Genomic DNA, 11,805 nt, shown 5'->3' on the forward strand with positions numbered 1-11,805 from the left:
AGAGCGCGCCATGACCCAGTCATTGACCGGCAGCCGGTACGAGTTGCACGTCGCCAAGAAGGGGGCTGCGGAGTCGAAGTCGCAGGACTACTACACGATCCATCCGGCCGACCTGGAAGAGTCCGGCGACCCCGGCGAGGACATCGTCGGCTACGTGCACTCCTGGGAGGTCGGCAGCACGGTGGACGGGCCGGGCATCCGGTTCGTGGCCTTTCTCACCGGCTGCTTCCTGCGCTGCCAGTACTGCCACAACCCGGACACCTGGCACCGGAACAACGGGCGGCCGGTCTCGGTCGGCCGTGCGATGCAGGAGATCGGCAAGTACGCACAGGTGCTGAAGATCAGCCGTGGCGGGATCACGCTCTCGGGGGGCGAGCCGATGGTGCAGAAGGCCTTTGCCATGGAGATCTTCCGGCGCTGCAAGCAACTCGGATTGCACACCTGCATCGACACCGCCGGGCGCCTCGGCGAGCGCATGACCGATGAAGAGCTGACGCAAATCGATTTGCACCTGCTCGACATCAAGTCCGGAGACCCCGCCATCTACGAGCAGGTCACGCGCCAGCCGCTGCAACCGACGCTGGACTATGCGCGGCGCCTCTCGGCGCTCGGGCGGCCGATGTGGGTGCGCTTCGTGCTCGTGCCTGGCCTCACCGACGGCTACGACAACGTCGAGAAGGTGGCCGACGTCTGTGCAGAACTCAAGTCGCTGGAGCGGGTGGAGATCCTGCGCTTCCACCAGATGGGGCGCGACAAGTGGCAGCAGCTCGGGCTCGAGTACCCGCTGCGCGAGGTCGAGCCGCCTTCGGCGGAACTGTCCGAGCGCGTGCGCGGGCAGTTCCGAAGCCGTGGCCTGACGGTGTACTGAACGCTGACAACAAGAAGAAGGAGAAGAATCATGGAGACCTTGAGCAACGTTCTGGCGCAGCAGCCGATGATGGCGCTGTTCCTGACCATCGCCATCGGCTACCTGCTGGGAGAGGTCAACATCAAGGGCTTCTCGCTCGGTGTGGGAGCCGTGCTTTTCGTGGCGCTCTTCATGGGCTGGCTGTCGCCCAAGTCGGCGCCGGCGCCCATGGTGGGCACGCTGGGGCTGGCGCTCTTCCTGTACGCCGTGGGCGTGCAGTACGGCAAGCAGTTCTTCATTGGCCTCACGAGTTCGTACGGGCAGAGGGCGAACCTGATCGCACTGTCCGGCGTGCTCCTGGCCGGCGTGGTGAGCATGCTGTTCATGAAGATGTCGAACCTCCCGCTCGGGCACGCGCTGGGGCTGTTCGCGGGCGCCGGCACCAGCACGCCGACCCTGCAGGCTGCCATCGTGACGCTGGGCAACGACGACCCGGCGGTCGGCTACTCGGTGGCCTATCCGCTGGGCGTGGCCGGGCCGATCCTGTTTCTCTACGTGACCTTCATGCTGCTCAAGCCGAAGATCCAGGCGCCCACGGGGGGCGCGATCGAGATGCTGGAGATTGCGCCGGAGGAGTCCGCGCTGAAGGGCAAGACCATCGGCGACCTGCTCTCCGGATTGCCCGCGGGCATCGAGATCGCCGCGCTGCGGCGGGCGCATCACAACCTGCCGGCCTCGCACACCATGGCGCTGGCTGCGAACGACGTCCTGCTGGTCACGGGACCGAGCCGCGACGTGCTCGAGCAGGCGGCGCGGCAACTCGGCGAGGTCCATGCCGGCCGGATGATGGGGGATCGCCGCGACCTGGATTACGTCCGTATCTTCGCTTCACGAGCGGCCGTGGTCGGCCGCTCGCTCGGCGACCTGAAGCTGCCGGAAGGCAGGCCCAACGTGGTCGTGCAGGTGCGCCGCGGGGACGCCGATATCCTGCCGCGGCCCGACCTGGTGCTGGAGTTCGGCGATCGCGTCGGCCTGCTCGCGCATCGCGATGACTTCGCCACGCTCCGCAAGTTCTTCGGCGATTCGATCAAGGGCACGGCGGAGTTCAGCTACATCTCCATCGGGTTCGGCATGGCGTTGGGCTTCCTGCTCGGCGCGATCAACTTTCCCCTGCCCGGCGTCGGCAAGCTCGCCCTGGGCCTTTCGGGCGTGCTGATCGTTGCGCTGGTGCTCGGCAGGCTGCGCCGCACCGGTGGTCTGAACTGGACCATACCGCTGTCGGCGAACCTGGTGCTGCGAAATCTGGGTCTGACGCTGTTCCTGGCGCAGGTCGGCATGGCGTCGGGACCGAAGTTCGCGGCCACGGTCTCGCAGACGGGCTTCCTGATGCTCGGGCTGGCGGCCATCGTCGTGGTGGCGCTCGTGCTGCCGATCCTGGTGCTGGGGCTGGGCGTGTTCAAGATGCCTTTCGACGAGGTGGCCGGCATCGTGGCGGGCGCGTGCGGCAACCCGGCCATCCTGGCGTATTCGAACAAGCTGGCGCCGACGGACAAGCCGGACATCGGCTACGCGATGATCTTTCCGGGGATGACGATCATCAAGATCCTCTTCGTGGACATCGTGCCGGCGCTGGTCGGCGGCGGGTGAGCGCCGCAGCGTCATGACGACGTGCCCATGAATGAACCACTTGAGACGAACAACGCCGGCAATATGGCAGGACTGGCCTACCTGCCGGTCAGCCTATTCGGCTCAGTCATGGGCTTGTGCGGTCTGGCGCTGGCGTGGCGGCTCGCGGCGATCGAGTTCGGCCTGCCCAGGTGGGTGGGCGAGGTGCTTGGCTATGCGGCGGCCGTCGTCTTCGTCGCCCTGGTTCTCGCCTATGCGATCAAGTTCCTCAAATCACCCAACGCAGTGCGCACCGAATTCGCGCATCCCGTCGCGGCGAACTTTTTTGCGACTCCGATCATTTCGCTGTTGCTCCTGCCGGCAGTTGTTGCGCCCTATGCGCTCGCGTTGGCCAAGGTCCTTTGGGTCGCCGGCACCATGGCGATGCTGGGATTCGCTTGGTTGATCGTGAGCCGATGGATGAGCGTTCGGCAACAAATCGCGCATGCCACGCCCGCCTGGATTGTCCCGGTCGTCGGAACGCTCAATATTTCGATCGCCGGCGTTCCTTTGAACCTGCCCGGCTCGCATGCTGTGTGCGTATTCGCACTGGCGGTGGGCCTGTTCTTCGCGGTGCCGCTCTTCACGCTGATCCTCTCCAGGGTGATCTTCGAGGAGCCAATGCCCCAGCCGCTACAGCCTTCATTGATGATCCTGGTCGCACCTTTCGCCGTTGGCTTCTCGGCTTATCTCAATGTTGCGGGACAGCTCGATCTTTTCGCGGAGTTGCTCTTCTACCTTGCAGTCTTCATGCTCGCGGTTCTGCTGCCCAAGCTGGTGCGCCTGCGCAGTTGCTCGCCCTTCCATACTTCGTGGTGGGCCGTGAGCTTTCCATTGGCGGCAATGACGCTCGCTGCGCTGAAGTTCAGCATTGAACAGCCGTCATGGCTGGCACAAGCGTTCGCACTTGCAATGCTCGCTTTCACGACTCTCGTGATTCTGTCGCTGGGCTTTCGTACGAGCATGGGCATGGCTCAGGGCGAACTGCGCGCGTTGACGCTCTGACCATGCCTTGAGCGTCCTGCAAGCGGAAAGGAGACAAGCATGGAAACTCAATTCGCGTTCGATCTGGCGAGCGAGAGAACCGAGGGCGCTTGGCGCGGATTCACGCCGGCGCTGGTCGGAGGGCGAGACAGGGAGAAGACTGAATGACCGCACTGGTGATCGCCGAGCACGACCATGCCGCTGTCAGGTCGGCGACCCTGAATACCGTCACCGCCGCGTTGGCATGCATGGCCGGTGACGTCCATGTGCTTGTCGTCGGTTCGAACGTGGGAGATGCGGTCAAGGCGGCAGCCGGGATCGCGGGTGTGAGCCGGATCATCGCCGTCGACAGCCCATTCCTCGCCGACAACCTGGCCGAGAACCTGGCCGCCCAGATCGTGTCGATGTCGCAGGGCTACAGCCACATCCTTTTCGCGGCAAGCGCCAACGGCAAGAGCGTTGCCCCTCGCGTGGCTGCATTGCTGGACGTGGCCGCGATCAGCGAGATCACCAAGGTCATCGCACCTGACACCTTCGAGCGGCCCATCTATGCGGGCAACGTGATTGCCACGGTGCGCAGCAGCGACGCCATCAAGGTGATGACGGTGCGCACGACCAGCTTCGATGCGGCTGCCGCAACCGGCGGCAGTGCCACGGTGCAGAACGCCGAAGGGGTGGCCGACTCCGGCAAGAGCAGATTCGTCGGCCGGGAGATCCACCGGAGCGAGCGCCCGGAGCTGACGACGGCGCAGGTCATCGTCGCCGGGGGGCGCGGCCTGGGCAGCGCCGACAAGTTCAAGGAAGTACTGGCGCCGCTGGCGGACCGATTGAACGCGGGCCTCGGTGCGAGCCTGTCCGCCGTCGATGAAGGTTACGCGCCCAACGACTGGCAGGTGGGTCAGACCGGCAAGATCGTGGCGCCGCAGCTGTACATCGCCTGCGGGATTTCAGGCGCGGTCCAGCATCTGGCCGGCATCCAGGATTCCAAGGTGATCGTGGCGATCAATGCGGACGAGGAGGCCCCGATCTTTTCGGTTGCGGACTACGGGCTGGTGGCCGATCTGTTCATTGCGGTGCCGGAACTGGTCGCCGCGCTGGGGCCGGGGCCGCGATGACCGGAACGACGTTTGCCGCCGAACCTGCGCGCGAGCCGCTGCTGAGTCCGGTAGACCGGATCTCGGAGATGCTCTTCGGCCTGCTCATGGCGCTCAGCTTCACCGGTGCCGTGTCGGTGACGGAGGCCGGGCGCGAGGAAATCCGCGTGATGTTCGTCGCCGCGCTGGGCTGCAACCTGGCATGGGGGCTCGTCGACGCCGTCATGTACCTGGTGCGCACGGTCGCGGACCGTGGCAGATGGCTCACGCTCGTGCACTCCGTGCGGGGCGCCCCGGATGCGCAGGTGGGCCGCGCGGTGCTCGGTCGCTCGCTGTCGCGCGACATGGCCGGCCTGGTCTCCCCGGCGGAGATCGAAGCCATCCGCGGCCGGATGCTTGCGCTGCCTTCCGTGCCGGCGCAGCCCACGCTGGGCTGGAATGACCTGCGCGCGGCGTTGGCGGTGTTCGTCTTCGTGGTGGTGGCGACCTTTCCGGTGGTGCTGCCTTTCGCGCTGATGCAGGACGTAGCGACGGCAAAGAACGTGTCGCGCGCCATCGCGCTGGCCATGCTGTTCCTTGGCGGGCTGGGTCTTGGGCGCTATGCAGGTTACGGCAGCTGGAAGGTTGGCATCCTGATGGCAGGGCTGGGCACGGTGCTCGTGGGCGCCATCAAGGCGCTCGGCGGATGACAGCCGGATCGCGGGCACTCGCCGCGCTCGGGGCTTTCATCGCCACGGCCGTGCACGCCGGCGAGGGCGAAGCCACGCCGGCCTGGGAGTTCGCGGCCACGGCGTACCCCACGATCGTTCGCGGCGGAGGCAACTACACGTCGGCGGTCATGGTGGCCCAGCGCGCAGCGCTGCATCTCGAGGCGAGGGTCAACTACGAATCGGTCGGCGCCCGTTCGGCCTTCATCGGCTGGACCTTCGCCGGCGGGGAGGAACTCACCTGGGAACTGACGCCCCTGCTCGGAAGCGCCTGGGGCACCACCAAGGCTTTCGTGCCCGGCATGGAAGCGAGCCTGGGCTGGCGGCGGTTCGACTTCTACGTCGAGGCCGAATACGTGCGCTTCCGCGAAGAGAGCAGCCGCTATCTCTATGCCTGGAGCGAACTTGGCTACCGGCCGGTGGAGTGGCTTCGCGTGGGGCTCGCCGCCCAGCGGACCCGGGCCTATGGCGGAGATCGCGACGTCCTGCGCGGACCGTTCGCGCAGGTGACCTGGCGCCAGGTCACCGTCGGCGGCTTCTGGTTCAACCCGGGGTCGAAGGACCAGGTCTTCGTCGCGTCGATCAGCGCCGTGTTCTGAAGTGTCGGCGCGATGGTTCATCCGCCCGGCGCGATGCCTTCGAACTCGTCCAGCACGTCCATCGGCGTGCTCCGCCGGCCGAAGTAGCCGACGCGCTCTTCCAGGCCTTCGCCGCGCAGGATGTCACGCGCGAGGGCGTGCGCCGAGGCCATCCGCATGGCGATGCCGGCCGCCTGCAACTGCGCGTGCAGCCGGCCGAGCATGCGGGCGCCCGCCAGGTCGATGTTGGCCGAGGTCGACAGGTCGCACACCACCAGCCGTATCGGCTCCGCCGACGCGCGGACCTTGGCGAGCACCACGTCCTGCACGTGTTCGACATTGAAGTAGAGGAGGGCGGCCTCCACGCGGAACACCAGCGCACCGGGGATCGGTTCGTTGTCCGGATGGCGCTCCATGTCCGAGAGGCCGCGCGTGCCGGGAATACGCCCGAGGAAGGCGACGTGAGGCTGCGCCACGCGCCGGATGAGCAGCAGCAGGGACGCGATGGCGGCAAGCATCACGCCCTTGAGGATGCCCAGCACCAGCACACCGGCAAAGGCGATCATCGCCACGCCGAACTCGTAGCGGCTCGAGCGCCACAGCGCGCGCAACTGAGGAATGTCGACGAGGCCCTTGACCGCCACCAGCACGATGGTCGCCAGCACCACGTTGGGCAGGTTGTGCAGCAAGGGCGCGAGGTAGACGAGGCAGATGGCAATGGTGATGGAGGCGAAGACGAGCGCCAGTGGCGTCTGCGCGCCCGCCTTGTCATTGACGGAAGACTGCGACAGCCCGCCTGCCACCGGATAGCCCTGGGCGAAGGCCACGGCCACGTTCGCGGCGCCGAGCCCGAGCAGTTCCTGCCGCGCATCGATGGCGAAGCCGTGTCGCTCGGCCAGTGTGCGCGCTGCGGACACGCCTTCGACGTAGGCCAACAGCAGGCAGGCAAAGGCCAGGGGAAGCACGTCGTCCACGTCGCGCAGTCGCAAGTTCGGTGTACGGATGTCCGGCAGTCCCGTGGGCACCTCCCCCAGCACCGGCAGGCCGAGCCCGGCCAACGGCGTCGCGGACAGCACGACGATCGAGAGCGCCACCACGGCCAGCGCGACCGGCCGGCCTGGCAGAAGCTTCTCGCCGGCCAGCAGCAAGGCGAGCGAAGCCAGTCCGAAGCCGAGGACCGCGAGGTTCGTGCCCGGGAGTTGGCCCACGAGCACCACGACCCGCTCGAAGAAGTGTTCCCCGCCGCCCTTGACGCCGAACAGTTTCGGCAACTGGGTCATGGCGATCGTGAGTGCAGCGCCGGCCTTGAAGCCGAGAAGAATCGTCTCGCTCACGAAGTTCATGAGCGAACTCAGGCGCAGGATCCACGCGATGATGCTCAGCCCCGCCATGACCAGCGCCGTGAGTGCCGCGAGGTCCATGGCGCGCGCCGCATCGCCACCGGCCATGGCGGCCGCCATCGTCGGCGCAATGAGGATGGAGATCGCCGATGTGGGGCCCACCGCGAGTTGGCGCGACGAGCCGAACAGCGCATAGAACAGGCCACCGGCGAGATAGCCGTACACGCCGCAGTGCGGCGGCAACCCGGCCAGCATGGCGTAGGCAAGCGAAACGGGAATCGCATAGGCAGCGAGCGTGACGCCCGCCACGGCATCGCGCCGCAGCCATGCGGCGCGGTAAGCGGGCAGCCATTGGGAAGGCGGAAACGCCGCGCGCCATCCGCCGACAGGCGCGGGGGGCATGGACGCGTCTGCCGGGACATTGGCGGTTTTCTCGGTGAGGTGCGACATGCGGCCAGCGTGAACGACCCTGGGGCATGAGCTTGCCCCGTGGGACAGAGGCGTGGAAATCCGACCAAAGTAGGATTTGCGCCCTCGGAGCGCTGCGTTACCTTGATGGGCACAACATAGAAGAGCGAGGTGGATGCCATGCAGCTGAAGCACCGATCGACGGACAAGCAGGAGAACGGGGCGGTCGCCGTCCGCGATGAACCGAAAGCCAAGGAGGCCGAGCCGTCCAAGGGCAGGCTCAAGCGCAGTCAGTACGACAAGGAACTCGAGCGCCTGCATGTCGAACTCGTCAAGCTGCAGCAGTGGGTGGTGCACAAGGGGCTCAAAGTCTGCATCGTGTTCGAAGGGCGCGACGGCGCGGGCAAGGGCGGCACCATCAAGGCGATCACCGAGCGCGTGAGCCCGCGGGTGTTCCGGGTGGTCGCGCTGCCGGCGCCGACCGAGCGCGAGAAAAGCCAGATGTACGTGCAGCGCTACCTGCCGCACCTGCCGGCCGCAGGCGAGGTCGTGATCTTCGATCGCAGCTGGTACAACCGCGCCGGCGTGGAGCGGGTGATGGGCTTCTGCACGGAGGAGATGGCCCAGGAGTTCCTGCGCGCGGTGCCGCTGGTGGAGCGGGCCATCCTGGATTCAGGCGTCATCCTGCTCAAGTACTGGCTCGAAGTCAGCCCCGAGGAGCAGACGCATCGCCTCGAGGCCCGCATCCATGACCCGCGCAAGATCTGGAAGCTTTCGCCGATGGACATCAAATCCTACGGCCGGTGGAATGACTACTCACGTGCGCGCGACGACATGTTCGCGGCGACTGACACCGAGTTCGCCCCTTGGCACGTCGCGAGGTCGGACGACAAGCGCCGCGCGCGCCTCAACATCATTTCCCATTTCCTGAGCCATGTTCCTTATCGCGAGGTGCCGCGCGAGAAGGTGAAGCTGCCCAAGCGAAACAAGATCAACGGCCGTCGCGAGTCCACCCATCCGGTGAGGTACATCGAGGAAAGGTACTGAAGGGAAGGCGGCCCCTAGCCATTCGTGCTGGTTTCGGGGGCCTGGACCAGCAGGACTGGCATGGTCGCCATGCGCGTGACGTGCTGCGCCTCGCTTCCCCACAGGATGCGCTCGATGCCCTTGCGGCCGCGCGTTCCAGCCACGATGAGTTCGGCCTTCCAGGCCTGCGCGTCGTCCGCGACCAGTTCCGACAAGCTCATGGTCAGCGACGTGAGCAGCCTCGTCTCCACCTTGGCGCCGCTGCGCTCGGCGCGTTCGCGGCCTTGCTGCAGAAGCCGCTCTCCTTCCGCCTTCATTTGGGGCAGCAGAGAGGCGTAGGAGGCGTGCGATGCATGGCCCGGCCTGAGCTTGAACGTGTTGAGCGCATGCACGAGCCGCAGCGTGGCGCCGTGCAGCAGGGCCAGGCGCACCGCCTCGTCGAGACCGGCCAGCGAGGTGTCGCTGCCGTCGAGGGGGACAAGGATTCGCTGGTACATGGTTGGCCGTCCTCGACAATGACTGTGTTCAGGCATTGACCTTCGTCAACTGCATCCATCGTGACGCTTCGGGCATTGGCTTGCAAGCCAGGGCGTTCCGGTGGTCAGTCGGCGTCGTGCGTTGGAGCGCGATGCGCGCCCGGTCAGGGCATCGCTCTTCCTGCGACGCATTCGAGCCAGCGTCGCTCCGAGATGATCGCGATAGCATGTCCAGCCTGCTGCAAAGCCAGGGCGTCCTTGATCGTCTGTGCGAGCGGCGTCTCAGTCCAGTTCGGCGGCACCTTGGACCCGATGACGAGGTAGCGCACGTTCCGGCTGACTGCAGCTGCCGGCCACCCGCCGGCCCGTTCCAGCAGTCGCTCGCATGCTGCCCTCGTTCCATGGAGGAACTCGCCCGCCAGACAGACCAGCGAGTCGCGCAGGGTGATCTCGATCGCGTTGTCCATCGGAAGCGCGAAATCGGCCGCGCCGTCCGTATCGTTCCACACGAAATCGCCAGCCGCCAGTTGCTTGAGTGTGGTCATCAGGTAGGCGCGCTCGTCTTCACTGACGTGTCCGTCGGCCAGGACAGTTTCGATCGCGCGGCTGACGGCATGGCCAGGCCACACCCGCGCGACGTCGGAGTTCTCGGCAAGCCACACCTTGAGGAACTCGATCTCCAGATCGTGAAGATCACCATCCGCGACCATGGTCTCCACAATGCCCAAAAGCTGTTCGATGGCTTGACGCATGGCTGGCTTTCCTGTCAGGGATGGGCTCAGAGGGCATTGCACCTCCGAGGATGAAAGGCAATGTAGCCCTGCGAAGGATTGCCGGGGACCTGTGGCCAGAGCACATTTTCGCCCACTTCAAAGGGGAGGCCCAAGTGATTGCCATCATCCGGCCGCACCGTGACCGATGGGCAACTCGACACCGCCGCGGCTTGACCATCTCCATCAGCGGCGCACAATGGTCTGCCAACGACTGCAGGAGAGTTGTCATGGATAAGCGAACTTTCTTGGCAGGTGGGCTCGTCGCCGTCCTCGCCGCGGCATGCACCACCACCTCCACCTCGAGCGGCGATCCAGTGGCCAAGCGCGCCAGCATCAATGCATCGGTCGATAGCGCACTGTCCAAGCTCTACGCCCAGGCGCCGGGGTCGCGCGAGATGACGGGCAAGGCCAAGGGGGTGCTGGTGTTCCCTGATGTGGTCTCGGCCGGGCTGGGCGTTGGCGGCTCCTACGGGCAGGGTGCGCTGCGCGTCGGCGGCAAGACCGATGGCTACTACAGCACCACTGCGGCATCGGTCGGGCTTCTGGCCGGCGCCGACTCCAAGGCTGTTTTCGTGCTCTTCATGACGCAGGAATCGCTGGACAAGTTCCGCGCGAGCAAGGGGTGGACCGCCGGCGCCGATGCCTCGGTCACCATGCTCAAGGTCGGCGCCTCGGCAGCCGTCGATACGCAGACCATGCAGCAACCCGTCGTGGGATATGCCCTGAGCAATGCCGGGCTGATGGCCAACCTCAGCCTCGACGGGACCAAGGTCAGCAAGCTCGATCTTTGATCCGGGCCGGGCGGCGGGCGGCGGGCGGCGGACGTCGATCATGTGTTCCGCCGCGAAGCGCGGCCCGCTTCAGTCCACCGTGATGCCGTTGGTCTTGACCAGCGCGGCCCAGCGTGCAATCTGCGACTGCAGGAAGGCGCCGAATTCTTTCGGCGTGTTGCCGACGGGCTCGATGCCCATGGACAGCAGCCGGCGACGGGTCTCCGGCTGATGGGTGGCGTCCCGCACTGCGGCGGACAGGCGCTCGATCACTGCCGGTGGCGTGGCCGCGGGCACGAAGAAGCCGTTCCACTCGACCACCTCGAAGTTCTTGAAGCCGCTCTCCATCACGGTGGGTACGTCGGGCAGCGCTTCCATGCGCTGCGCGCCGGTGGTTGCGAGCGCGCGCAGCCGGCCCGACTGCACGTAGCTCAGGCCTGACACCGGGTTGGCGAAGTAGGCCGAGACCTGGCCCGCCAGCAGATCGGTGATGGCCGGCGCGCCACCCTTGTAGGGCACGTGCAACCAGTCGATGCCGGCGTCGCGCTTGAGCATCTCGGCTGCGAGGTGCGCCGAGCCGCCGGCCCCGTAGGACGCATAGCTGAGCTTGCCCGGGTTTGCACGCGCGTAGGCGATAAATTCCTTGAAGGTCTTGTAGGGCGCCGAGCTGGGCACCACGAGGATGTTGGGCATGTTGATCGCCTGCGACACCGGCACGAGGTCCTTGACCGGGTCGAAGGGCAGCTTGCGCAGCACGGCGTTCACCGCGTAGGGGAAGGTGTCGAAGAGCACGGTGTAGCCGTCGGCGGGCGACTGCAGCACGGCCGTGGCGGCGATGATGCCGCTGGCGCCAGGCCGGTTCTCCACCACGATCGGCTGACCCAGCAGCGTGGACATCGGCTGCGCCAGCAGACGGGCATTGCCGTCGGCGCCACCGCCCGCTGCGTAGGGAACGATCAGGCGGATCGGCTTGGATGGAAAGGCCGGCGCTTGCGCCGCGGCGGGCAGCGCGGCAAGTGCCACTCCGCCCAGCAGCAACTGCCGGCGAGCGGGCGAAAAAACTCTCACGGTCATGCTCGTCTCCTCTGGTTTCTGAGCCAATAAAAACTTCTGCAGAATGCAAGACTTGCCCCCGAG

At 66.3% G+C, this 11,805-nt stretch carries 12 protein-coding genes; 8 read left to right on the forward strand and 4 right to left on the reverse strand.

The annotated features are described in order from the left end of the window. The first annotated feature begins 10 nt into the window (after positions 1-10). From pflA to QTI24_RS02840, 6 genes are all read left to right on the forward strand, one after another. Complete coding sequence (gene pflA, locus QTI24_RS02815) at positions 11-868, forward strand: pyruvate formate-lyase-activating protein (protein WP_286598183.1); 858 nt, start codon at positions 11-13, stop codon at positions 866-868. 30 nt (positions 869-898) lie between these two features. Beyond that, positions 899-2,494 (forward strand): aspartate:alanine exchanger family transporter, encoded by a 1,596-nt coding sequence (locus QTI24_RS02820; RefSeq protein ID WP_286598185.1) that lies wholly within the window; start codon positions 899-901, stop codon positions 2,492-2,494. 27 nt (positions 2,495-2,521) lie between these two features. Next, positions 2,522-3,517 carry an SLAC1 anion channel family protein gene (locus QTI24_RS02825; protein WP_286598187.1) on the forward strand — a complete coding sequence of 332 codons (996 nt, stop codon included), beginning with the start codon at positions 2,522-2,524 and terminating at the stop codon, positions 3,515-3,517. A 143-nt stretch (positions 3,518-3,660) separates the two neighbouring features. After that, positions 3,661-4,611, forward strand: coding sequence for an electron transfer flavoprotein subunit alpha/FixB family protein (locus tag QTI24_RS02830; protein ID WP_286598188.1), 951 nt, complete (start codon positions 3,661-3,663; stop codon positions 4,609-4,611). After that, on the forward strand, positions 4,608-5,279 hold the full coding sequence (locus QTI24_RS02835; RefSeq protein WP_286598189.1) for a hypothetical protein: 672 nt from the start codon (positions 4,608-4,610) through the stop codon (positions 5,277-5,279). Before QTI24_RS02830 ends, QTI24_RS02835 begins: the two co-directional genes overlap by 4 nt. After that, complete coding sequence (locus QTI24_RS02840; protein WP_286598190.1) at positions 5,276-5,896, forward strand: hypothetical protein; 621 nt, start codon at positions 5,276-5,278, stop codon at positions 5,894-5,896. Before QTI24_RS02835 ends, QTI24_RS02840 begins: the two co-directional genes overlap by 4 nt. Before the next feature lie 17 nt (positions 5,897-5,913). Here the strand turns inward: QTI24_RS02840 and QTI24_RS02845 are convergent, their stop codons facing one another. Beyond that, positions 5,914-7,617, reverse strand: a complete 1,704-nt coding sequence (locus QTI24_RS02845; RefSeq protein ID WP_286598191.1) for a SulP family inorganic anion transporter — start codon at positions 7,615-7,617, stop codon at positions 5,914-5,916. Between the two features lie 186 nt (positions 7,618-7,803). Here QTI24_RS02845 and ppk2 point away from each other — a divergent pair, with 186 nt between their 5' ends. After that, complete coding sequence (gene ppk2, locus QTI24_RS02850) at positions 7,804-8,670, forward strand: polyphosphate kinase 2 (protein WP_286598193.1); 867 nt, start codon at positions 7,804-7,806, stop codon at positions 8,668-8,670. A 14-nt stretch (positions 8,671-8,684) separates the two neighbouring features. Here the strand turns inward: ppk2 and QTI24_RS02855 are convergent, their stop codons facing one another. Then, the gene (locus tag QTI24_RS02855; RefSeq protein ID WP_286598194.1) at positions 8,685-9,146 is read right to left on the reverse strand and encodes a universal stress protein; all 462 of its coding nucleotides are present in this window, start codon (positions 9,144-9,146) and stop codon (positions 8,685-8,687) included. A 143-nt stretch (positions 9,147-9,289) separates the two neighbouring features. Then, complete coding sequence (locus QTI24_RS02860; protein WP_286598195.1) at positions 9,290-9,877, reverse strand: BRCT domain-containing protein; 588 nt, start codon at positions 9,875-9,877, stop codon at positions 9,290-9,292. A 248-nt stretch (positions 9,878-10,125) separates the two neighbouring features. On the opposite strand from QTI24_RS02860, the gene QTI24_RS02865 reads away from it, so the two are divergent. Then, positions 10,126-10,689: a BPSL1445 family SYLF domain-containing lipoprotein gene (locus QTI24_RS02865; protein WP_286598197.1), complete on the forward strand. Its 564-nt coding sequence runs from the start codon at positions 10,126-10,128 to the stop codon at positions 10,687-10,689. A 69-nt stretch (positions 10,690-10,758) separates the two neighbouring features. On the opposite strand, the gene QTI24_RS02870 is transcribed toward QTI24_RS02865, so the two are convergent. After that, positions 10,759-11,742, reverse strand: a complete 984-nt coding sequence (locus tag QTI24_RS02870) for a tripartite tricarboxylate transporter substrate binding protein (protein ID WP_286598198.1) — start codon at positions 11,740-11,742, stop codon at positions 10,759-10,761. Between the last annotated feature and the right edge of the window lie 63 nt (positions 11,743-11,805).

The organism is Variovorax sp. J22P240 (assembly GCF_030316855.1).
Lineage (GTDB): Bacteria > Pseudomonadota > Gammaproteobacteria > Burkholderiales > Burkholderiaceae_C > Variovorax.

What these genes read in the sequence shown, in the direction of transcription:
- QTI24_RS02865 (WP_286598197.1), top strand. Translation starts at nt 10,126, where the DNA reads ATGGATAAGCGAACTTTCTTGGCAGGTGGGCTCGTCGCCGTCCTCGCC.
- QTI24_RS02830 (WP_286598188.1), top strand. Translation starts at nt 3,661, where the DNA reads ATGACCGCACTGGTGATCGCCGAGCACGACCATGCCGCTGTCAGGTCG.
- QTI24_RS02840 (WP_286598190.1), top strand. Translation starts at nt 5,276, where the DNA reads ATGACAGCCGGATCGCGGGCACTCGCCGCGCTCGGGGCTTTCATCGCC.
- ppk2 (WP_286598193.1), top strand. Translation starts at nt 7,804, where the DNA reads ATGCAGCTGAAGCACCGATCGACGGACAAGCAGGAGAACGGGGCGGTC.
- QTI24_RS02870 (WP_286598198.1), bottom strand. Translation starts at nt 11,742, where the DNA reads ATGACCGTGAGAGTTTTTTCGCCCGCTCGCCGGCAGTTGCTGCTGGGC.
- QTI24_RS02860 (WP_286598195.1), bottom strand. Translation starts at nt 9,877, where the DNA reads ATGCGTCAAGCCATCGAACAGCTTTTGGGCATTGTGGAGACCATGGTC.
- QTI24_RS02855 (WP_286598194.1), bottom strand. Translation starts at nt 9,146, where the DNA reads ATGTACCAGCGAATCCTTGTCCCCCTCGACGGCAGCGACACCTCGCTG.
- pflA (WP_286598183.1), top strand. Translation starts at nt 11, where the DNA reads ATGACCCAGTCATTGACCGGCAGCCGGTACGAGTTGCACGTCGCCAAG.
- QTI24_RS02845 (WP_286598191.1), bottom strand. Translation starts at nt 7,617, where the DNA reads ATGCCCCCCGCGCCTGTCGGCGGATGGCGCGCGGCGTTTCCGCCTTCC.
- QTI24_RS02820 (WP_286598185.1), top strand. Translation starts at nt 899, where the DNA reads ATGGAGACCTTGAGCAACGTTCTGGCGCAGCAGCCGATGATGGCGCTG.
- QTI24_RS02825 (WP_286598187.1), top strand. Translation starts at nt 2,522, where the DNA reads ATGAATGAACCACTTGAGACGAACAACGCCGGCAATATGGCAGGACTG.
- QTI24_RS02835 (WP_286598189.1), top strand. Translation starts at nt 4,608, where the DNA reads ATGACCGGAACGACGTTTGCCGCCGAACCTGCGCGCGAGCCGCTGCTG.